The organism is Hylemonella gracilis (assembly GCF_004328645.1).
GTDB classification, from domain to species: domain Bacteria; phylum Pseudomonadota; class Gammaproteobacteria; order Burkholderiales; family Burkholderiaceae_C; genus Hylemonella; species Hylemonella gracilis_B.
Window position 1 is genome coordinate 708,696 of sequence record NZ_CP031395.1, and the last position, 19,791, is coordinate 728,486.

The window sequence follows — 19,791 nt, forward strand, 5'->3', positions numbered from 1 at the left end:
CTGTCACGACGTTGCCTGAACGTCGATCCTCTGCACGACATGGCGCAACCCATCCACCGTCAAGGGTTTGGAAAGCATGCCATCGGCCCCCAAGGCGATGTAGTGTTGACTCGTCGACTCATCGTCATGTCCGGTCACCATGAAGATCCGCAGGCGCATACCCATCCGCGCGCGCAATGCCAGCAGGGTTTCCTGTCCATTGAAGTGCGGCATCTCGACATCCAGCAAGACCAGATCAAAGACCTGCTCCTCGATCAGCCGCAAGGCCGTGAGCCCGTCCGGGGCCAGGGCACCCTGGCAGTCCAGATCGCGCAGGAGTCGGGCCGCCACCTGCAGGCTCAGGCCGTTGTCGTCCACGACCAGGACGCGCGGTTTCCTGATGGCATTTGCCACCGTCGATGAATGAGGCTCCATGGATGCCATGGCGGGCATGATTGCATGCCACCGCCTCCGATTCAACGGTCTGCCGGCGATGTCGTGATCAGACCGAGACAGCCGCTGGCGGCCACCGGTAGACCCAGATTGGCTTACCCCCCACGGTTTTCAGTTTCGCCGTGGGCTTGAAACCGCGTGCCTCAAATTCCAGGCTGACCAGCCAGGCGCCGGATCGCATTTCCACCGCCGCCTTGGCCATGGCGCGGGGCAGCGTCTCGGGGCGCTGGAAGAGATAGACCAGGTCGTAAGCCGACCAGTCCACCTCCCACATATCACCGCGCTCCACGTGCGCGCGGATGCCTCGCCCCTGGCAACGCCGCCGGCACCACCAGGCCAGCGGGCGGCTCCATTCCACACCGTGCAGGTCGGCCAGCGGGTAGGCCTGGCGCAAGGCCTCCAACCCATGACCCAGGCCGCAGCCAGCGTCGAGCACCTGGGCACCTGGCTCCAGCGGCGCCACTTCGGGCAGGTCGTTCAGGGCGTCCTCGGGAGTCGGGAACAGGGGCGCATCCCGCCAGGCGTTGAGTGGGTAAATCAGGGCCAGCAACACCAGCGGAAGCAACCAGGCCCAGGCAGGCAGGCTCAAGGCCCCGAGAAAAACAGCGAGAGCGGAAAGCCCAGGCCGATGACCAGCCGGCGCCACCAGGTGCCTCCCAGCAGGCTGAGCAACACACCAACCAGGGTGACCAGACCCAGCACGGACCACAGGGGCATGCCGGTCTTCATCCGCAGCAGCGAATAGAGAAACCAGCACACGCTCCAGGCCATCAGCGCGGGCAGGGGCCAACCGAAGGACCGGAACGACGTCCGTGGCAAGGAAGACCGCATGGCGCGCCCGTTGCTCCGTACCCGCTCAGTCGCCGCTGCCCGTGCGACGCAGGCGGTCGATCAGGCCGTTGAGCTCGTCGAGCGAACCGAACTGCACGGACAGCTCGCCCATCTCTTCCACGCGCCCGTTGCGCTTGACGCGCTTCTTGACGCGCACCTCGACCTGGGCAGTCAGCAGATCCGACAGTTCTTCCTCGACGCGTTTCAGGTCGCGCGATTTTTCCTTGCCGGGCTTCTGCGGCGCCAGACTGAATTCGGCGCCTAGCTTCTTGACCAGGCTCTCGGCCTCGCGGACGGAGTACTTCTTCGCGGCGATCTGGTTGGCCGCCGTGATCTGGGTGGCGCGGTCCAGCGCTAGCAAGGCACGCGCGTGGCCCATGTCCAGGTCACCCGCCATCAGCATGGCCTGCACCGGCTCGGCGAGATTCAGCAGACGCAACAGATTGCTGGCCGCGCTGCGCGAGCGGCCCACCGCCTGCGCGGCCTGCTCGTGCGTCAGGCCAAATTCGCGGATCAGGCGCTGCAGGCCCTGGGCCTCTTCCAGCGGGTTGAGGTCCTCGCGCTGGATGTTCTCGATGAGGGCCATCGCGGCGGCGGCCTCATTGGGCACCTCCCGCACCAGCACGGGCACGCTGTCCAGGCCCGCCAGTCGGGCCGCGCGGAAGCGCCGCTCACCCGCAATGATTTCGTGCTTGCCCGCGTTCGGTCCCTCATGGAGCTTGCGGACCAGAATGGGCGACATGATGCCCTGGGCCTTGATGGACTCGGCCAGCTCGTACAGGGCACCCTCGTCCATGCGGGTGCGCGGCTGGTACATGCCGGGCACCATCTCTTCCAGGCGCAGGCTGCCAACCTGACCGGCCTGCGGCACCAGACCGTCCGGTGCCGGTTCGGCCTGATGCTCCTCGACCTTGGGACCCAGCAGGGCTTCCAGGCCCAGGCCCAGGCCCCTGGTTTTTTTCGTGACCATCTCTGTATGTACTCCCGGTGGCGTCAGATTCAGGTTCAGATCGGGCGGCATGACCGCCAAGGCAGTTTGTGGAAACCGCCGTTTCGTGTGTCGTTGTTTCATCGTGCCGCAGGGCTAGGCGGGCGGCTGCATCAGGGTCTGCAGCAAGGCATGGCCTTCGGGCCAGTCGCCCAGGCCCGAGTCGGCATTGATGTGGCCTCGCTCGCCGTAGTCGATGAAACGTGCGCCCCAATCCGCCGCCAGTCCCTGCGCCCGTTCAACGCGGCAGTACGGGTCATTGCGGCTGCCAAGCAGGATGCTGGAAAAGGGCAAACGCTGGCGCGCGATGGGCGACCAACTAGGCAGTTGGCCGCGAATCTCGTCGCGTTCGGCATCCCCAGGCGCGACCAGCAAGGCACCTTGGACGCGGTGGGTGTTGCGGCTGTGCGCGGCCCAGGCCGCGACCAGGATGCAACCCAGACTGTGCGCCACCAGCACCACGGGCCCGGTGCGGTCGGTGTCGCAAGCCAGGATGGTCTCTTCCAACTGGATCTGCCAATCACCGCGAAGTGGGCGCTCCCAATCATGCTGCTGAACCCGCAGGTAACCGTACCTGGCTTCCCACAGGCTCTGCCAATGGGCGGCACCGGAGTCGTACCAGCCGGGCAGCAGCAGGACGTTGTTGTTATTCATCTGGGGCAAGCACTTACTTTGAATCACATCTTGCCGATGCGGCCGACCATTTCTTCAGCGAAGGTGAAGAAGGACTGGGCACCGCGCGCGGCCGGGTCGAAGACCACGCCGGGCAGGCCATAGCTCGGTGCCTCGGCCAGACGCACATTGCGCGGGATCACCGCGTCGAAGACCTTGTCTCCGAAGTGGGCCTTGAGCTGGTCGCTGACCTGGGCCTGCAAGGTGACGCGGGGGTCGTACATCACGCGCAGCAGACCAATGATCTGCAGATCCGGATTCAGGTTGGCGTGCACCTGCTTGATGGTGTTGACCAGGTCCGCCAGACCCTCGAGCGCGAAGTACTCGCACTGCATGGGCACGATGACACCGTGCGCGGCGCACAGGCCGTTGAGCGTGAGCATGGACAGGCTGGGCGGGCAGTCGATCAGCACAAAATCGTAGTCGTCCGTGACCTCGGCCAAGGCGTTCTTGAGGCGGCGCTCGCGCTGATCCAGATCGACCAGCTCGACTTCGGCGCCGGCCAGTTCACGGTTGGCGCCCAGGATGTCGTAGCTGTAGCCAGCTTCCACCAGCTTGTCGCTCTTGACGCGGGCCTCGGCCACGGAGGCATTGCCCAGCAGCACGTCGTAGACCGTGCGCGGGATCTGGCGCTTGTCCACACCGGAGCCCATGGTGGCGTTGCCCTGCGGATCCAGATCGACCATCAGCACGCGCTGGTTCAGCTTGGCCAGGCCGGCCGCCAGGTTGACCGTGGTGGTGGTCTTGCCCACGCCACCCTTCTGATTCGCAACGCAAAAAATTTTGGCCATGCAGCACTCGTGTTCTGAACTCTTGTCGTGGGGGAAAGACCGAGCTTCGGTCTTATTTCGTCAGTGCCAGCTTCAGGCCGAAACCGATCAGGAAAATGCCCGCCAGCTTTTCCAGCGTCCGTCCGATGCGCGGGCTGGCCCGCAGGCGCTCGGCGAGGTGATGCGTGAGCAACACCGCAGTCAGCGAATACAAAAACCCGAGCACCGCGACGGTGGCCGCCATCACGCCGAAGGTGAGCAGCCCCTGATGCTGTGCAGGGTTGATGAACAGCGGGAAGAAGGCCATGTAGAACACGATGGCCTTGGGGTTGAGCAAGGTGATGACGAAGGCTTGCCTGAAGTAATGGCGGGGCTCGATATGCAACACGGGTGCGCCGCCGGGCTTGGCCGTCAGCATCTTGAAGCCCATCCACGCGAGGTAGGCCGCGCCCAGCCACTGCACAAGATGGAAGGCGGTGGGATAGGCCACCAGCAGCGCAGCCACGCCCGCGACGGCGGACCACATCAAAATTTGATCGCCCACGATGATGCCGAACGCTGCGGCCATCCCCCCTGCCCGTCCGCCCTTGCCGGTGGACGTGATGATGGCCAGATTGCCCGGCCCCGGAATCAGCAGGAAAAGGATGATGGCGGTGACAAAAGCGCCGTAGTCTGCAATGCCGAACATGGGGAAGCGTCTCTCAAAAAGGAGGCGTCGAGTGTACGACGCCCACCGTGTGCCGCGACTCAGGCGGAGGCGCTTGCGTCCGTTTTTTTGCGTAACCAGACCATGCAGCGCTCCGCCTCCAGCCCCGGCACGGTCAGTGGTTCCACGTGAAACATCTCCACCTCCGGGGGCAGCGCGGCGATTTCATCGGCAGGGTGTCGGCCTTTCATGGCCATCCAGACGCCCTGCACCGCCAAGGCACCAGCGGACCAGGCCGTGAAATCGGCCAGGGAGGCGAATGCCCGGGAGGAAACCACGTCAAAAGGCCCTTGCAGGTTTTCCACCCGCGCATGCACGCCGTGCAGCCCAGGCAGCTTGAGCGCGATGGCCACCTGCTGGATGAACGTGGCTTTCTTCGCCACCGTGTCCACGCACGTCACGTCGATCTCCGGGCAGCAAATGGCAATGACCACCCCCGGCAGCCCCGCCCCCGAACCGACATCAAGCAGCCGGATGGCCCGTCCTTGGGTCTGCCGCCGTAGCGACGGGATGACGGCCAAGCTGTCCAGCACGTGGTGCGTGAGCATGTCCTCCGCGTCCCGCAGTGCCGTCAGGTTGTAGACCTTGTTCCATTTCTGGATCAGGCCCAGGTAGTCCAGTAGCTGCGTCCGCTGTGCATCGGACAAGGCCAGGCCGAGCGCGCCGACACCGGATTCCAGGCGAGCGGCCAGATTCGTTGCCAGCACGGCCATCGTCATGCCGCCTCGACCTCAGCCATCTTGACGAACCCCTTGAAGCCGCCCTTGCGCAAGTGGATCAGCAGCAGCGAAATGGTTGCCGGCGTGATGCCCGAGATGCGGGAAGCCTGGCCCAGGGTTTCGGGGCGATGTTTCTGCAGCTTCTGCCGGGCCTCGATGCTCAGCGCGGACACAGCCATGTAGTCCAGGTCCACGGGTAGCTGGAGCTGCTCGTAGTGGGCGGCGCGCTCCACCTCGTCGCGTTGGCGGTCGATGTAGCCGGCGTACTTGGCGGCAATCTCGATCTGGTCCACCACGGGCTCATAGAGATCACCCAAGGTTTCACGTGAAACACCGGCCAGCGTGAGGGCGGTTGCGCTGGGATCTTGCGCCTCGTCCCGCGCCCATGGAACCGAGTGGGCGTACTTGCCACCGTCCATGGACATCAGTTCCGCATACTTCACGCCCGGGCGACGCAACAGATCAAAGAGGTGGTACTCGTGCTCGATGCCCACGCCCAACACCCGCTGGGCCTCAGCATCCGGCAGGATGCGCGGGTTCACCCAGGTCGACTTCAGGCGTTCGGTTTCACGTGAAACAGCATCCCGCTTGCGGTTGAAAGCGTCCCAACGGGCATCGTCCACCAAGCCCAGTCGGCGGCCGACCTCGGTGAGGCGCATATCGGCGTTGTCTTCGCGCAGCTGCAGGCGGAACTCGGCCCGGCTGGTGAACATGCGGTAAGGCTCGGTCACGCCCTTGGTGATCAGGTCATCCACCAGCACACCCAGGTAGGCCTGGTCGCGGCCCGGCAGCCAGGCCGCCTCACCCCGGCACTGCAGGGCGGCATTGATGCCGGCAAACAGCCCCTGGGCGGCGGCCTCTTCGTAACCCGTCGTGCCATTGATCTGGCCGGCGAAGAACAGGCCCTGGATCTGGCGGGTCTCGAAACTGCCCTTGAGCGAGCGCGGATCGAAATAGTCGTATTCGATGGCGTAACCGGGCCGCAGGATGTGGGCATTTTCCAGGCCCCGCATGGAGCGCACCAACGCCAGCTGAATGTCAAAGGGCAGGCTGGTGGAAATGCCGTTGGGGTAATACTCGTTCGTGGTCAGACCCTCGGGCTCAAGGAAGATCTGGTGGCTGTCCTTGCCCGCGAACCGATTGATCTTGTCTTCCACACTGGGGCAGTAGCGCGGCCCCACGCCTTCGATCTTGCCCGTGAACATGGGGCTGCGGTCGAAACCCGAACGGATGATTTCGTGCGTGCGCTCATTGGTGTGGGTGATCCAGCAGGGCATCTGCCGGGGGTGCATTTCCCGGCGGCCCATGAAACTGAACACCGGGATCTCGCCCTCGTTCGCGCCCTGGCTGGCAGCGCCGGGCATGCCGTCCCCCGGCTGCTCCGTGCACCGGGAGAAATCGATGGTGCGGCCGTCCAGGCGCGGCGGCGTGCCGGTCTTGAGTCGCCCCTGGGGCAGCTGGAGCTCCTTGAGCCGCGCCGAGAGGCTGACTGCGGGCGGGTCGCCCGCGCGGCCGGCCGCGTAGTTGTCGAGGCCGATGTGGATTTTTCCGTCCAGAAAGGTTCCGGCCGTCAGCACCACGGTGCGGCCGCGAAAAGCGATGCCGGCCTGGGTGACGGCGCCGACCACCCTCGCCCCATCCCCGTCGCCCTCCACCATCAGATCGTCCACGGCTTGCTGGAACAGCATCAGGTTCGGCTGGTTTTCCAGCCGACGGCGGATGGCGGCCTTGTACAGGATACGGTCCGCCTGGGCGCGCGTGGCGCGCACAGCCGGGCCCTTGCTGGCGTTGAGGATGCGGAACTGGATGCCGGCCTCGTCCGTGGCGATGGCCATCGCACCGCCCAAGGCATCCACCTCCTTGACCAGGTGGCCTTTGCCAATGCCGCCGATGCTGGGGTTGCAACTCATCTGCCCCAGGGTTTCGATGTTGTGGGTCAGCAGCAGGGTCATGCAACCCATGCGTGCCGCCGCCAGGGCGGCCTCGGTGCCGGCATGACCGCCACCCACAACGATGACTTCAAATTCTTCGGGATACAGCATGGGGACATCTCCTGTGGCAGCAGGCCTTGGAACAAGGCGGGACGCACAGACAGCGAGAAGAGGAGTGCGAGGGGCGAAATTTTACCGGGCCGCCCCCTTTTCCGCCATGGCGGTGTATTGGCGGGTTTTGTGTTTCACGTGGAACACCACACGCTCAGCACACCAGCTTGCCAGTCCCTGCGACCAGACATGGCGAGCCGTCCTGCCGCGCTGCGCAGGCTTACCCGCGACCGCCCGCCCCAAGTCTGTGGTTCAATGCCGGCCATGAAAGTCCTCGTCTTCGCGGGCAGCACCCGCCAGCAATCCCTGAACCGCCAACTCGCTCACGTCACAGCGGCCATGGTCCGCGCCAGCGGTGCCGAGGTCATGCACCTCGAACTAGGAGATTACGACGTGCCGCTGTACAACGGCGACCTGGAAGCACGAGGCACGCCGCCCGATGTGGTCCGCCTCAAGCAAGTCTTTTTCGAGCATCCGGCCTGGATCATCTGCACACCCGAGTACAACGCCAGCTACCCGGCCCTGGTCAAGAACACCTTTGACTGGCTCTCGCGCCCGGTCGCCGACAACCCGGACTGGGTGGACGGCTACAAGGCCACGCGCGGCAAGGTGGTGGGCGTGCTCAGTGCCTCGCCGGGTGCGCTCGGTGGCCTGCGCTCGCAAAGCCATCTGGTGCCCCTGCTGCTGAACCTGCAATGCTGGGTCACGCCGCAAAGCTATGCATTGGGGCGAGCGGGCGAAGCGTTTGATGCCCAAGGGCAACTGCTGTCGGACCGCGCCCGCAGTGCCGTGCAGGCCGTGATCGACCAAGTGCTGTTCGCGGCACCCCGGCTGAGCCGCTGAGCGCCTGGACCTCGACCATGGATTGCCGCCCCGGATGCGCCGCCTGCTGCATTGCCCCATCGATCTCCAGCCCGATTCCGGGCATGCCGGTGGTCAATGGCATCAGCAAGCCGGCCGGCGTGCCCTGCATCCAGCTCGATGAGCGACTGCGCTGCAAGCTCTTCGGCCGACCCGAGCGGCCCGCCGTCTGCGGCAGCCTGATACCGACGCCCGAGATGTGTGGCGACAGCCGGGCCCAGGCCCTGCGCTTTCTGGGCTGGCTGGAACAGGACACCGCGCCTTGACCTCACTCGCCTGGACGCGCACCGCGCAGCCTTCCCCGGTATCGGGTCTCCGCCGTGGCTAGCGCCCCTTCCAGCGCCGCAGCAACAAGGCATTGCCCATCACGCTGACGGAACTCAAGGCCATGGCCGCGCCCGCCACCACCGGACTCAGCACGCCCAGCGCCGCCATGGGAATGCCGGCCACGTTGTAGATGAAAGCCCAGAACAGGTTCTGACGGATCTTGCGTACCGTGCGGCGGGAAATGTCCAGTGCCGCCCCGACCAAGGCCGGGTCCCCTCGCATCAGGGTGATGCCGGCCGCATGCATGGCCACGTCCGTCCCGTTGCCCATCGCGATGCCCACATCGGCAGCAGCCAGGGCGGGCGCGTCGTTGACACCGTCCCCGACCATGGCGACCACATGCTGCCCCGCGCGCAAGGCGCGCACCTGGGCCGCCTTGTCGCCAGGCAGCACATTGGCCAGCACCTCGCCCGCTTCCGGTCGCAAGCCCAGCCGGCGCGCCATGGCCTGCGCGGCGCCTGGGTTGTCACCGGAAATCATGACCAAACCCAGGCCCCGCTCGCGCAAAGCCTGCAAGGCAGCGGCCGCACCGGGTTTGGGCTCATCGCCAAACGCCAACAAGGCGCGCACCTGAACCGTTGCATGCACGCCCCCCGTGCCCGGCACGTTTTCGGCCAGCACGGAGACCGTCGCGCCCTGCGCCTGCAGGTGAGTGGCCTGCGCCTCCAATGCGCCCAGGTCCGCACCCAAATCCCCCATCCAGCGCAAACTGCCGACGCGCCAGGTGACGCCCTGAACGTCCCCCTGGCTCCCCCGCCCCGGCACTGCCTGCACGGCATGCGGCTCGGGCCAAGTCAGGCCCCGCTCGCGCGCTGCCTGCAGAACCGCTCTTGCAAGCGGGTGCTCGCTTCCACTCTGAAGGCTGGCGGCAGCCTGCATGAGCGCCGCCTCATCCTGCCCAGCCGACGCCACCAGCGCGGTCAAACGAGGCTGGCCCACGGTCAAGGTGCCGGTCTTGTCGAAGGCCACGATGTCGACCCGGTGCGCAAGTTCCAGCGCCTGCGCGTCCTTGATCAGAATGCCCCGGCGTGCCGCCACGCCCGCACCGGCGATCAGGGCCGTGGGCGTGGCCAGACCCAAGGCGCACGGACAGGCGATGACGAGCACAGCCACGGCATGCATCAGCGCGGTTTCCATGTCTGCCCCGGCCCAGAGCCATCCAGCCAGGGTGAGCAGGGCCAGCACCAGCACCACGGGTACAAAAACGGCGGACACCTGGTCCACCAGGCGCTGGATCGGGGCCTTCGCCGCCTGGGCATCCTCGACCAGACGGATGATGCGCGCCAGCACAGTCTCACTGCCGGTGGCTGTGACTCGCAGAATGACGCGGCCTTCCCCGTTGACCGAGCCGCCGGTGAGCATCGCGCCGGGGGCTTTGCCTAGCGGCAAAGGCTCGCCCGTCAGCATGGATTCATCCACCTGGGTCTCGCCCTCTAGCAGCAGGCCATCGGCGGGAATGCGTTCACCGGGGCGTACGGCCACGCGGTCACCCACCAGCAGCTCGGCAATCGGAATATCGGTTTCGTCCTGGGGCGCCTGGTCGGACCCCAGCCAATGCGCCAGTTCGGGACGCAGCGCATGCAGGGCGCGAATCGCGGCCGTGGTCTGGCGCTTGGCCCGGGCTTCCAGCCACTTGCCGAGTAGAACCAGGGTGATCACCACGGCACTGGCCTCGAAGTAAAGGTGAGGCTGCTCCGCGGTGTGAGCGCCCGCATGCAAGTCCGAGGACGCACTCAACCAGAGCCAGACCGACAGGCCCCAACCCGCGCTGGTGCCCAGCGCCACCAGCAGGTCCATATTGCCGCTGCGGCTCTTCAGGGCGTGCCAAGCCCCACGGTAGAAACGTGCACCAAGGATGAATTGCACCGGCGTGGCGAGCAAGAACTGCATCCAGGCAGGCAGCATCCAGGCATGGCCGCCTCGCCCAAGGCTCAGCCAGCCCAGCAGCATGGGCACCAGCAGGGGCAAGGACAAGGCGACACCCAGGGCCACGGGTGCGAAACCCGCCCAAGGCGATGCCTCTTCGTGCATCAGCGCATCGGCGGCGCGCGGCTCGTAACCGGCGCTGCGAACAGCGCGTCGAAACTGCGCCGCACCATCGGCCGCCAGTGGCTGGTAGGTGATGCGGGCGGTCTCCATGGCCAAATTGACCACCGCGTCCTGCACGCCGGGCACTTTTTTCAAGGCCTTTTCCACGCGCAGCACGCAGGCCGCACAGGTCATGCCGCCGATGCCCAGGTCCAGCGTGGCAAGGTCTTGCGCCGGGCGGTTTAAGCCGGCAAGTGGCGTGTCAAGGTTGTCCATAGGTGGGATTCTGAACCTTGCCCCCAGGGCAAGGTCAAGCAGCTGGGTCCCGTGGATGCCTACGCTGCTCAGCCCCGGGGCCTGTGGCACGCCGCCGGGGCTTGACCTTGCCCTGATGGGAAGGTTGAAAATAACGTCATGACCGGCATCTGCCGGATGAAACACCCCAGCATTCCGGAGGAACACCGCATGAACCAGTCCTTCACCGTCACCGGCATGAGCTGCGGCCACTGCGAAAAAGCCGTCACCCAGGCGATTCGACAGCTTGATCCGCAGGCCGAAGTCCGGATCGACCGCAGCCACAACCTCGTCGAGGTGCAATCACAACAGCCGCGCGCAGCCCTGAGCCGCGCCATCGCGGAAGAAGGTTATGCCGTCGCTGCCTGAACCGGCGCGAAACCAGGACCGCTGGCCGATCCCCATCGGCCAGGCTGCCCAGCGCTCGGGCATTTCGGCCAAGATGGTGCGGCATTACGAATCCCTGGGTTTGCTGCCCCGGGTGACGCGCACGGGCGGAGGCTACCGGCAGTACGGCGAAACCGATGTGCGCCAGTTGCGCTTCATACGACGCGCCCGTGACCTGGGCTTTTCCATCGATGAAATCACCGAACTGCTGGACCTCTGGAGCAACCGCGGCCGCGCCAGCGCCAGCGTCAAGCGCATCGCACAGCGGCATGTGGACGAGCTGTCCATGCGCATCGATTCACTGCTGGCCATGCAGCGCAGCCTGAAGCAACTGCTGCATCATTGCCATGGCGACGACGGGCCCGACTGCCCCATCCTGGATGACCTCGCGGGCGACACCAGGCGCCCATCGGCTTCACTCAACTAAGGAGATGTTCATGAAACGCAATGTTGGCGGCGTCGACCGCGCACTTCGCATCACGGTTGGCCTCGTGCTGATCGGCCTGGCCTTGTCGGGCGTCGTCGGTTGGTGGGGTTGGTTGGGCCTGCTGCCGCTGGCCACCGGCCTGATGGGCTGGTGCCCGCCCTACGCATTGCTGGGTTGGAACACCTGCGCAAGCAAGTCCGGCGACGCCGCCTGAGTCCCCTCGGTCTCCCAACCAAGCGAGTCGGGTCCCCGGACACCTCGAGGGGTACTCGACCCGGCGGCCACGGCTGTGTTCCAATGCAAGCCACTTAGGCCTCCACGACCATGGCTTGAACACCGACGACCCGCGCCTTCGATTGCTCGATTACCTGGGTGACGCAGCCTCAGGGATTGGCCTGTTCGATCCCGACGACAGGCTGCGTTATGCCAATGGCTACATGCGCGCGGCTTACGGCATCGCATCCGATGCCGTCCCGAGCTGGGCAGACATGATGCGCAACTGCTTTCACGAGCAGGTCGGTCTGTTGATCCAGACCGACGACATCGAAAGCTGGTTGCGACAGATCGGTCAACGGCGGCGCCAGTCCACATTGCGTTGCTTCGAGTCCGACTTGGTGGACGGCCGCTGGATGCGAGTCACGGAAACCCTGCACGAGGACGGCTGGCTCCTGACCGTGGTCACCGATGTCTCGGCGCTCAAGGCCCACGAGTCCATGCTGCAACAGGCGCGCGATCAGGCCGTGCAACTCGCAATCACCGATCCGCTCACGGGTCTGTTCAATCGGCGCCATGTCTTCGCCAGGCTGGATGCCTTGTTCCAGCAAGCCCGTGCCCTGCGCTATCCGCTGACTCTGGCCGCCATTGATCTGGACCATTTCAAGCACGTCAATGACAGCTACGGTCACAGCGTTGGTGACCAAGTCCTTGTGCATTTCGCTCAGAAGTTCGAGGCCCGGCGCCGGCCTCAGGATTTGGTGGGCCGTATCGGTGGCGAAGAGTTCCTGATGGTGCTGCCCAACACCACCGTCCAGGGCGCGCGTCAGGTGTTAGCCCGCCTGCGCCAGGATCTGGCCGATGCACTGCCCGCTCCCGATCACCCGGAACTGCGCCTGAGTTTTTCGAGCGGCCTGGCTCAGATGAAACCGCAGGACGTCGACGCGGCCATGCTTTACCAACGGGCAGACCGCGCCTTGTACGTGGCCAAGCGCGAAGGCCGCGCACGGGACCTCGCCGACGACGCACCGTCCCCTACCTAGCCGGTCGCGCGGCGGTGGATGTGTCTCGCGCGCGCTTCCAATTCACCGTGGCTCGCGAGGCGTCCCATTTGCGCTTGCTTCGTTCATCTTTACACGCAAGCAGCAAGGACACATGCACAGGACATGCGCGGGCCAGAGACTGGCATCGCCCCGCCCACTTGGCGGCGGGATGCGTGAAAGGATGACGCCATGAAAACCCGCATGACCCCTCTGTCGACCGCGATGCTTGCGGCATCGCTGCTGCTGGCCACCTCCACCCTGTCAACGCCCGCCCTCGCGGCGCCCCCCGGCCCACCGAATGGATCGGCGCCGGATATGCAAGGGGAGCACAAACCGGACCGCCGCGCGGACCACATGGCCGGACGTCAAGCCGAGCACTGGGAAAAACGCATGGCGGATTTGCATGCCAGCCTGAAGCTGACGTCCGCACAAACACCGGCGTGGGACGCCTTCCAAGCCGCCGTCAAGCCGCCCGAGCACCCGGCGCAGGCGGGCCGCCGTGAGGACCTCCAGCGGGAGGACTGGGCCAAGCTGAAGACGCCGGAACGTCTGGACCGCGCGCGGGCAGCGCGCCAGGCGCGCGATGCGGCCGCGGCGCAGCGCGAGGAGGCGACACGAACCTTCTACGCCACGCTGAGCCCCGAGCAACAGAAAATCTTCGATGCCCGCACGGCGCAACCCCTCTTCGGGGAGGAACCGGGCCATCCCGGGCCGCGCTGAACACGCTGAAGAACGCGAAGGACAAAGCGGACCCGCCGGACGCCCGCACGCACAGCGCTCAACCCACGCTGGCCAGCGTGCCTCCGGGATCAACCCAGGGGCTTGATGCCGATCAGCAGGCCGTGCAAGCCAAAAGCAAACACGGCCCAGCCCGCCAGGCCCAGGGCGACGGTCAGCACCGTGGCGCGCCACCGGCCTCGCGGGTACCGGACGCCAGCCAGCCGGTCGCGACGACGCGAGAGCGCGTAGTTCGCGATGGCCCAAAGCAGGAAACTGCCGAACAACACCAGGTGCGCCAGCATGCCCGCCACCAGCAGGTGGGCGAAGGCCCAGGTCTTCACGCCTAGCACCATGGGATGCCCCAGTCGCGCCTTGAGGTGGTTGCCGGGTACATAGGCAGCCGCCAGCAGTACGAAGGCGAGCACGGTGAACAGCACGGCCCCATGGCGCAAGCCCATGGCCATGGCGGGAGAGGACGGCATCCAGACGATGATCGGGTTCTCGCGCGCGGCGTCAAAGCCCCAGGCGATGAGGGCCAGTCCGGCCAAGGCCAGCAGGGAATACAGGCCCTTCCAGGTGCCCGCGCCCAGACGGGTGCGCCACCGCTCGCGCGTCGCGGGGGCCAGCATGCGGATCGAATGCAGGCCCAGGAAAAGCAGCAAGCCAGCCAACAGCAATGTCATGACACAAACTCCTTGAATCCTTGCGGCCGAGCTAGGCCGCGACCACGCGGTTCTTGCCCGCGCGCTTGGCCAGGTACATGGCCTGGTCGGCGCGGTGCACCGCCTGTTCCGCCGTCTCGTCAATCGTCAGTTGCGCGACACCGGCGCTGAAGGTGATGAAAACCTTGTCCTGCTCGGTGCCGACCACGGCGGACTCGCCGCCGCTTTCAGGCTTCACACCCTGTCGCGGTCGCGCGAGAAAAAATCGCTTGCTCAGCTCGCGCTGCAGCCGGGTCATGACTTCCATGCCCCGCTCCAGCTCGGTGTCCGGCAAGAGAATGACGAACTCCTCGCCCCCGTAACGGGCCAGGGAGTCCTGTGGGCGCAGATTTTCCTTGGCCACGGTCACCAGGTGCTGCAAGGCGACATCGCCTGTTTCATGTCCACGGGCGTCGTTGAGCCGTTTGAAATTGTCGATGTCCAGCATGGCCACGCTCAAGGGTGCATCCTTGCGTCGCACCGCGGACAGTTCACGCATGAAGGCCTCGTCCAGGCCTTGCCGGTTCAGCGCGCCCGTCAGGCCGTCGTGGCGCACCTGGGCGCTCAAGCGCTCCAATTCGGCCTGCAGCTTGCGCAACTCGACTTCCTTGGCTTGTACCTGCGCGCGCATGGACTGCAGTTCCTCTCCCACGTTGACAGTTTCCAGCCGCATGTCCCGCGTCGCGCGGATCAGCCCGCGCAGCACGGGACCGATGTCTTCCAGGGTCTTGGCCTGCTCCAGATCACGCAGGCTGTCTTCCATCTTTTCCTGGTAGTCGCCACTGGCCGCCGTGACTTGGGACAGACGCGTGATGAACGCCGCCAGCATCTGCCGCAGGGATTCCTGTGCCTCGATGGCACGACCCTTGGCCTCGGTCTGCTTGAAGATCACATCCTTGAGCTGATGCTCGACTTCGTCCAGACGGCGCAAGGTCAGCGGCGGCTGGGCCGCCGCCTGGAGGGCATTGATCTGCCCTTGCAGCCAGGCATCATCCGGGCTGAGCTCCCCAATGTTCTTGATGATGAGCTGCAAGAGCTTGAACAGGGCCAGGCGGATCTCGGACTGCTCCTCGGCAGCGAAGGAAAGCCGGTGATTGAAGTCCGCCAACAGGCTTCGCACCCTGGCGACGCTGGTCCCGGGATCGCGCAAGGCCTCCAGCGTCTGCTGCATCCGCTCATGGAATCGGGTGTCTTCTCCGCCAAAAGCAGGTTGGGCGAATTCGATGAGCCGGGCAACCTGTTCCAGGACATCGGGTGTGATGTCCGGTGCGTAGGCCGTCAACGGTTCGGGCGCGGCCGGATGCGGCACACCGCCGGGCACAGCGAATCCGGCGTACCCCAGCAGGGCATTCTGCACCCCCTGCCAGTTGCGCTGGCCAATGGCGTAGTCCAGCAGTCCCAACTGCTTTTCCTGACCCGGATTGCGTGCGGGCAAAGCCTGGGCTATGCGTCGCAAGGGTTCTTCGGGAAACAGCTCCACCTGCGGCAAGCCAGCCACGGCGTGGTAGATGGCCTGGTAGTTGACTGGCGTCGGCGGCAGCTTGCGCAGCGTGATCTGCTTGAGCGTTTCGCGCGCGATCTCGAAGGGTGTCTTCTCGCTCATGAACCGAGTGGCTCCTGCGGAGGGTGGGCTGAATTATGCGTGCTTGCCGGTCAGAAAAAACGGCGTGGGATCAACCACGCCGTTCTCGGTATTTTGCTGTTGTTTTTCCGCGCGGTCTTATTTCGTCGAGCGGCCCAGCAGGGCCCACAGCAGCACGGCACCGAAGGTTGCCGTGCCTATGCCACCCAGGGCGAAGCCTCCGAAACGGAGGGTGAAATCCCCGGTGCCGAGGATCAAGGTGATAGCCGCGACGATGAGGTTGCGGTTGTCCGAGAAGTCCACTTTATTGTCCACCCAGATGCGCGCACCAGCCACCGCGATCAGGCCGAACACCACGATGGACACGCCACCCATCACCGGCAGCGGAATGGCCTGGATCACCGCGCCAAACTTTGGACTGAAGCCCAGCAGCACAGCAATCAGCGCGGCCAGGACGAACACGGCCGTTGAGTAGATCTTGGTGGCGGCCATCACACCGATGTTTTCGGCGTAGGTCGTCACGCCGGTGCCGCCCGCCGCGCCGCTGACCACCGTGGCCACGCCGTCACCGATGAAGGCCCGGCCCAGGTAAGGATCGAGGTTGCGCCCCGTCATAGCCGTCACCGCCTTGATGTGCCCCAGGTTCTCGGCCACCAGGATCACGGCCACCGGGGCGATCAGCAACATGGCTGGCGCGCTGAAGACCGGTGCGCTGAACATGGGCAGGCCGAGCCAGGCTGCAGCGGCGATACCCGACAGGTCCAGCGGTTTGCCCAACCCCAGACCATTGGTCAACACGGTGTAGATGACACTCGCGGCGATCAGGCCCAGAAGGATCAGCAAGCGCTGCGCCATGCCACGCGTGAAGACCGCCACGGCCCCCACGCACAGAAAGGTGATGGCCTGCATCCAGGCGTCAAAGTTGGTGGGCGCCATGTTCTTGATAGGCACGGACGCCAGGTTCAGACCGATCACGGCCACCACCGAGCCCGTGACCACCGGCGGCATCAGGCGCTCGATCCAGCCGATGCCGATGATCTGCACGATGACACCGATCACGATGTACACGACGCCACAAGCCACGATGCCACCCAGCGCCACGCCCAGGTTGCCGTTCAGGCCGCCGCCGGCGTAGCCCGTGGCCGCGATCACCACGCCGATGAAGGCAAAGGAGGAGCCCAGATAACTCGGCACCTTGCCACCGGTGATGAGAAAGAAGATCAATGTACCGACGCCGCTCATCAGCACCGCCACATTGGGATCGAACCCCATCAGGATGGGGGCGAGCACCGTGGCTCCAAACATGGCAATGACGTGCTGCACACCCATGGCGGCCGTCTGACCCCAAGTCAGGCGTTCGTCGGGGGCGATCACGCCGCCCTGGGCGAGCACCTCGGCATTCTTCTTCTGCCAGTTGAACATTCCCATTTGTTATCTCCGTGTACTTATGAAGGAATTCAAACGTCGATGTTGCCCGCGCGCAAGGCATTGGTCTCGATGAAGTCACGCCGCGGCTCCACCTCGTCGCCCATCAGCATGGTGAACACCCGGTCCGCCTCGATCGCGTCGTCGATCTGCACGCGCAACAGACGACGCACGGTCGGATCCATCGTGGTTTCCCAGAGCTGGCCGGGGTTCATCTCACCCAGGCCCTTGTAGCGCTGGCGGGACGTGGTGCGCTCGGCTTCACTGATCAGCCAACTCATGGCGGAACGGAAATCGGCCGCCTTTTCTTCCTTCTGCTTCTCGCCCTCGCCACGCAGCACCTTGGCACCCTCGCCGAGCAGGCCTCGGAAGGTCTGCGCCGCTTCGGCCAACGCGGCATAGTCCGCGCCATGGACGAAGTCCTGCGTGATCACGCTGCTCTTGACGTTGCCGTGGTGTCGGCGGCTAATGCGCAGGATGGGCTTGTCCGTGCGGACATCGAACTCACCCGCTACGTCTGAACCGCTGCCCAACTCCCGCAACTTGGCCTGCAACGCCACGGCCGACGCCTCGGCTTCGGCCACGGTGTCCAGCTTCAGTTCAACACCATCAGCCACCGCGCGCAGCGCCTCGACGTCCATGAAGTTGTGCAGGCGGGCGATCACGCTCTCGGCCAGCTGGTGCTTGCGTGCCAGCTCGGCCAGAGTGTCGCCACTGATGACGGTGTTCACCACGCCCCCGGTGTGGATGGCAGCGCCCGCCAGTGCAATGCGCAACAGGTAGGCATCCAGCGCCGAACCGTCCTTGAGGTAAAGCTCTTCCTTGCCGGACTTCACCTTGTACAGTGGCGGCTGGGCGATGTAGATGTGGCCACGCTCCACCAGCTCCGGCATCTGCCGGTAGAAGAACGTGAGCAACAGCGTGCGGATGTGGGCGCCATCGACGTCCGCGTCAGTCATGATGATGATGCGGTGATAACGCAGCTTGCCGATGTTGAAATCGTCCGCGCCAGACTTCCCCGAATCACTGCTGGCCTTGCCGATGCCCGTGCCCAAGGCCGTGATCAGAGTAACGATTTCATTGCTGGTCAGCAACTTCTCGTAACGCGCCTTCTCCACGTTCAGGATCTTGCCGCGCAGAGGCAGGATGGCCTGGAACTTGCGATCTCGCCCTTGCTTGGCGCTACCGCCGGCCGAATCACCCTCGACGATGTAGATCTCACAGAGCGACGGATCCTTCTCCTGGCAATCGGCCAGCTTGCCGGGCAGGCCCATGCCATCGAGCACACCTTTGCGACGCGTCATCTCGCGGGCCTTGCGGGCCGCCTCGCGGGCACGGGCGGCCTCGACGATCTTGCCGCACAAGATCTTGGCGTCGTTGGGGCGCTCCTCCAGGTAATCGGTGAGGGCCTTGGCCACGATGTCTTCCACCGGCGCACGGACCTCGCTGGACACCAGCTTGTCCTTGGTCTGACTGCTGAATTTGGGTTCCGGCACCTTGACCGACAGCACGCAGCACAGACCCTCGCGCATGTCGTCGCCAGTGACCTCGACCTTGGCCTTCTTCGCGAACTCATTGCTCTCGATGTACTTGCCGATGACGCGGGTCATGGCCGCACGCAGGCCCGTCAGGTGGGTGCCGCCATCACGTTGAGGAATGTTGTTGGTGAAGCACAGCACACTTTCGTTGTAGCCATCGTTCCACTGCATCGCAACCTCAACACCGATTTCCGTGCCGGGAATGCCACCGTAAGTTTCCGCGGGACGGGCACCGACCGCATGGAAGGCATTGGGATGAAGCACCTTCTTGTTCGCGTTGATGAAATCCACGAACCCCTTGACACCACCCGCGCCTGAGAAATCATCTTCCTTGCCGTTGCGCTCGTCTTTGAGGCGAATGCGCACGCCATTGTTGAGAAAACTCAACTCCCGAAGCCGCTTCGCCAAGATTTCGTAGTGGAAGTCCGTGTTCTGCTGGAAGATTTCCGTGTCAGGCAAAAAGTGGACTTCCGTGCCCCGCTTTTCAGTTTCACCGATTACCTTCATCGGTGACACTTCCACTCCATTTTGCTGTCCCAGCAAACGGTTTTGCACGGCACCCCGGGCAAATTCAAGCTGATGCACCTTGCCTCCATGGCGCACCGTCAGGCGCAGCCACCGGGACAAGGCATTTACGCAGGACACGCCCACGCCGTGCAGGCCACCTGAAACCTTGTAGCTGTTCTGGTTGAACTTGCCGCCCGCGTGCAATTCGGTCAACGCAATCTCGGCGGCCGAGCGTTTGGGCTCGTGCTTGTCATCCATCTTGACGCCGACCGGGATGCCTCGGCCGTTGTCGGTCACACTGATCGAATTGTCGGTATGGATGGTGACAACTATGTCGTCGCAAAAACCAGCCAGCGCTTCATCGATGGAGTTGTCCACGACCTCGAACACAAGGTGATGCAGACCCGTGCCATCCGATGTGTCGCCGATGTACATGCCGGGACGTTTGCGCACAGCTTCCAGACCTTCGAGAATCTGGATCGAGGACTCGTCATAACCACCCGCGCCAGGGCCGACGGGTTTTTCTGCTTCGCTCATGGAGAATCTTTTCTGGAAGGGTCTAACTTGAAAACGAGAAA

The 19,791-nt window shown here is 64.8% G+C and carries 19 protein-coding genes and 1 pseudogene; 7 read left to right on the forward strand and 13 right to left on the reverse strand.

Annotation, left to right across the window (positions count from 1 at the left end; translation table 11 throughout):
- Positions 1-3: 3 nt before the first annotated feature.
- The 8 genes and pseudogenes from DW355_RS03465 to mnmG form a co-directional block, all read right to left on the reverse strand.
- Complete coding sequence (locus DW355_RS03465; RefSeq protein WP_165493112.1) at positions 4-423, reverse strand: response regulator; 420 nt, start codon at positions 421-423, stop codon at positions 4-6.
- A gap of 58 nt (positions 424-481) precedes the next feature.
- A pseudogene (locus DW355_RS03470) lies at positions 482-1,263 on the reverse strand (class I SAM-dependent methyltransferase).
- A 25-nt stretch (positions 1,264-1,288) separates the two neighbouring features.
- Positions 1,289-2,233: a ParB/RepB/Spo0J family partition protein gene (locus DW355_RS03475; RefSeq protein ID WP_131277969.1), complete on the reverse strand. Its 945-nt coding sequence runs from the start codon at positions 2,231-2,233 to the stop codon at positions 1,289-1,291.
- Positions 2,234-2,347: 114 nt separating this feature from the next.
- Positions 2,348-2,905 (reverse strand): RBBP9/YdeN family alpha/beta hydrolase, encoded by a 558-nt coding sequence (locus DW355_RS03480; protein ID WP_131277970.1) that lies wholly within the window; start codon positions 2,903-2,905, stop codon positions 2,348-2,350.
- A gap of 23 nt (positions 2,906-2,928) precedes the next feature.
- A complete protein-coding gene (locus DW355_RS03485; RefSeq protein WP_131277971.1) occupies positions 2,929-3,714 on the reverse strand; it encodes a ParA family protein in 786 nt (261 codons plus the stop codon).
- Between the two features lie 52 nt (positions 3,715-3,766).
- Entirely contained in the window at positions 3,767-4,381 is a 615-nt protein-coding gene (locus DW355_RS03490) for a LysE family transporter (RefSeq protein ID WP_131277972.1), read from the reverse strand.
- A 59-nt stretch (positions 4,382-4,440) separates the two neighbouring features.
- Entirely contained in the window at positions 4,441-5,112 is a 672-nt protein-coding gene (gene rsmG, locus DW355_RS03495) for a 16S rRNA (guanine(527)-N(7))-methyltransferase RsmG (RefSeq protein WP_131282245.1), read from the reverse strand.
- 2 nt (positions 5,113-5,114) lie between these two features.
- A complete protein-coding gene (mnmG, locus tag DW355_RS03500) occupies positions 5,115-7,160 on the reverse strand; it encodes a tRNA uridine-5-carboxymethylaminomethyl(34) synthesis enzyme MnmG (RefSeq protein ID WP_131277973.1) in 2,046 nt (681 codons plus the stop codon).
- Between the two features lie 264 nt (positions 7,161-7,424).
- Between mnmG and DW355_RS03505 the strand changes: the two genes are divergently transcribed.
- Both DW355_RS03505 and DW355_RS03510 read left to right on the forward strand, forming a co-directional pair.
- Positions 7,425-8,003, forward strand: a complete 579-nt coding sequence (locus tag DW355_RS03505; protein WP_131277974.1) for an NADPH-dependent FMN reductase — start codon at positions 7,425-7,427, stop codon at positions 8,001-8,003.
- A gap of 17 nt (positions 8,004-8,020) precedes the next feature.
- Positions 8,021-8,287, forward strand: coding sequence for a YkgJ family cysteine cluster protein (locus tag DW355_RS03510; protein ID WP_131277975.1), 267 nt, complete (start codon positions 8,021-8,023; stop codon positions 8,285-8,287).
- Between the two features lie 58 nt (positions 8,288-8,345).
- On the opposite strand, the gene DW355_RS03515 is transcribed toward DW355_RS03510, so the two are convergent.
- On the reverse strand, positions 8,346-10,652 hold the full coding sequence (locus DW355_RS03515; RefSeq protein WP_131277976.1) for a heavy metal translocating P-type ATPase: 2,307 nt from the start codon (positions 10,650-10,652) through the stop codon (positions 8,346-8,348).
- 189 nt (positions 10,653-10,841) lie between these two features.
- Here DW355_RS03515 and DW355_RS03520 point away from each other — a divergent pair, with 189 nt between their 5' ends.
- From DW355_RS03520 to DW355_RS03540, 5 genes are all read left to right on the forward strand, one after another.
- Positions 10,842-11,039: a heavy-metal-associated domain-containing protein gene (locus DW355_RS03520; RefSeq protein WP_131277977.1), complete on the forward strand. Its 198-nt coding sequence runs from the start codon at positions 10,842-10,844 to the stop codon at positions 11,037-11,039.
- On the forward strand, positions 11,023-11,484 hold the full coding sequence (gene cueR, locus DW355_RS03525; RefSeq protein WP_131277978.1) for a Cu(I)-responsive transcriptional regulator: 462 nt from the start codon (positions 11,023-11,025) through the stop codon (positions 11,482-11,484). The genes DW355_RS03520 and cueR overlap by 17 nt, the downstream gene beginning before the upstream one ends.
- Before the next feature lie 10 nt (positions 11,485-11,494).
- On the forward strand, positions 11,495-11,698 hold the full coding sequence (locus tag DW355_RS03530) for a YgaP family membrane protein (protein ID WP_131277979.1): 204 nt from the start codon (positions 11,495-11,497) through the stop codon (positions 11,696-11,698).
- Between the two features lie 115 nt (positions 11,699-11,813).
- On the forward strand, positions 11,814-12,740 hold the full coding sequence (locus DW355_RS03535) for a GGDEF domain-containing protein (RefSeq protein WP_131277980.1): 927 nt from the start codon (positions 11,814-11,816) through the stop codon (positions 12,738-12,740).
- 189 nt (positions 12,741-12,929) lie between these two features.
- Entirely contained in the window at positions 12,930-13,460 is a 531-nt protein-coding gene (locus DW355_RS03540; RefSeq protein WP_242671290.1) for a Spy/CpxP family protein refolding chaperone, read from the forward strand.
- 89 nt (positions 13,461-13,549) lie between these two features.
- Here the strand turns inward: DW355_RS03540 and DW355_RS03545 are convergent, their stop codons facing one another.
- From DW355_RS03545 to gyrB, 4 genes are all read right to left on the reverse strand, one after another.
- The gene (locus tag DW355_RS03545; RefSeq protein ID WP_131277981.1) at positions 13,550-14,143 is read right to left on the reverse strand and encodes an NnrU family protein; all 594 of its coding nucleotides are present in this window, start codon (positions 14,141-14,143) and stop codon (positions 13,550-13,552) included.
- Between the two features lie 31 nt (positions 14,144-14,174).
- Positions 14,175-15,764, reverse strand: a complete 1,590-nt coding sequence (locus tag DW355_RS03550) for a GGDEF domain-containing protein (RefSeq protein WP_131277982.1) — start codon at positions 15,762-15,764, stop codon at positions 14,175-14,177.
- Between the two features lie 117 nt (positions 15,765-15,881).
- The gene (locus DW355_RS03555) at positions 15,882-17,171 is read right to left on the reverse strand and encodes a solute carrier family 23 protein (protein ID WP_131277983.1); all 1,290 of its coding nucleotides are present in this window, start codon (positions 17,169-17,171) and stop codon (positions 15,882-15,884) included.
- A gap of 29 nt (positions 17,172-17,200) precedes the next feature.
- Positions 17,201-19,750, reverse strand: a complete 2,550-nt coding sequence (gene gyrB / locus DW355_RS03560) for a DNA topoisomerase (ATP-hydrolyzing) subunit B (RefSeq protein WP_131277984.1) — start codon at positions 19,748-19,750, stop codon at positions 17,201-17,203.
- Positions 19,751-19,791 lie beyond the last annotated feature (41 nt).

What these genes read in the sequence shown, in the direction of transcription:
- DW355_RS03555 (WP_131277983.1), bottom strand. Translation starts at nt 17,171, where the DNA reads ATGGGAATGTTCAACTGGCAGAAGAAGAATGCCGAGGTGCTCGCCCAG.
- DW355_RS03480 (WP_131277970.1), bottom strand. Translation starts at nt 2,905, where the DNA reads ATGAATAACAACAACGTCCTGCTGCTGCCCGGCTGGTACGACTCCGGT.
- DW355_RS03510 (WP_131277975.1), top strand. Translation starts at nt 8,021, where the DNA reads ATGGATTGCCGCCCCGGATGCGCCGCCTGCTGCATTGCCCCATCGATC.
- DW355_RS03475 (WP_131277969.1), bottom strand. Translation starts at nt 2,233, where the DNA reads ATGGTCACGAAAAAAACCAGGGGCCTGGGCCTGGGCCTGGAAGCCCTG.
- DW355_RS03485 (WP_131277971.1), bottom strand. Translation starts at nt 3,714, where the DNA reads ATGGCCAAAATTTTTTGCGTTGCGAATCAGAAGGGTGGCGTGGGCAAG.
- rsmG (WP_131282245.1), bottom strand. Translation starts at nt 5,112, where the DNA reads ATGGCCGTGCTGGCAACGAATCTGGCCGCTCGCCTGGAATCCGGTGTC.
- DW355_RS03505 (WP_131277974.1), top strand. Translation starts at nt 7,425, where the DNA reads ATGAAAGTCCTCGTCTTCGCGGGCAGCACCCGCCAGCAATCCCTGAAC.
- mnmG (WP_131277973.1), bottom strand. Translation starts at nt 7,160, where the DNA reads ATGCTGTATCCCGAAGAATTTGAAGTCATCGTTGTGGGTGGCGGTCAT.
- DW355_RS03515 (WP_131277976.1), bottom strand. Translation starts at nt 10,652, where the DNA reads ATGGACAACCTTGACACGCCACTTGCCGGCTTAAACCGCCCGGCGCAA.
- DW355_RS03530 (WP_131277979.1), top strand. Translation starts at nt 11,495, where the DNA reads ATGAAACGCAATGTTGGCGGCGTCGACCGCGCACTTCGCATCACGGTT.
- DW355_RS03550 (WP_131277982.1), bottom strand. Translation starts at nt 15,764, where the DNA reads ATGAGCGAGAAGACACCCTTCGAGATCGCGCGCGAAACGCTCAAGCAG.
- cueR (WP_131277978.1), top strand. Translation starts at nt 11,023, where the DNA reads ATGCCGTCGCTGCCTGAACCGGCGCGAAACCAGGACCGCTGGCCGATC.
- DW355_RS03490 (WP_131277972.1), bottom strand. Translation starts at nt 4,381, where the DNA reads ATGTTCGGCATTGCAGACTACGGCGCTTTTGTCACCGCCATCATCCTT.
- gyrB (WP_131277984.1), bottom strand. Translation starts at nt 19,750, where the DNA reads ATGAGCGAAGCAGAAAAACCCGTCGGCCCTGGCGCGGGTGGTTATGAC.
- DW355_RS03545 (WP_131277981.1), bottom strand. Translation starts at nt 14,143, where the DNA reads ATGACATTGCTGTTGGCTGGCTTGCTGCTTTTCCTGGGCCTGCATTCG.
- DW355_RS03465 (WP_165493112.1), bottom strand. Translation starts at nt 423, where the DNA reads ATGGCATCCATGGAGCCTCATTCATCGACGGTGGCAAATGCCATCAGG.
- DW355_RS03520 (WP_131277977.1), top strand. Translation starts at nt 10,842, where the DNA reads ATGAACCAGTCCTTCACCGTCACCGGCATGAGCTGCGGCCACTGCGAA.
- DW355_RS03540 (WP_242671290.1), top strand. Translation starts at nt 12,930, where the DNA reads ATGAAAACCCGCATGACCCCTCTGTCGACCGCGATGCTTGCGGCATCG.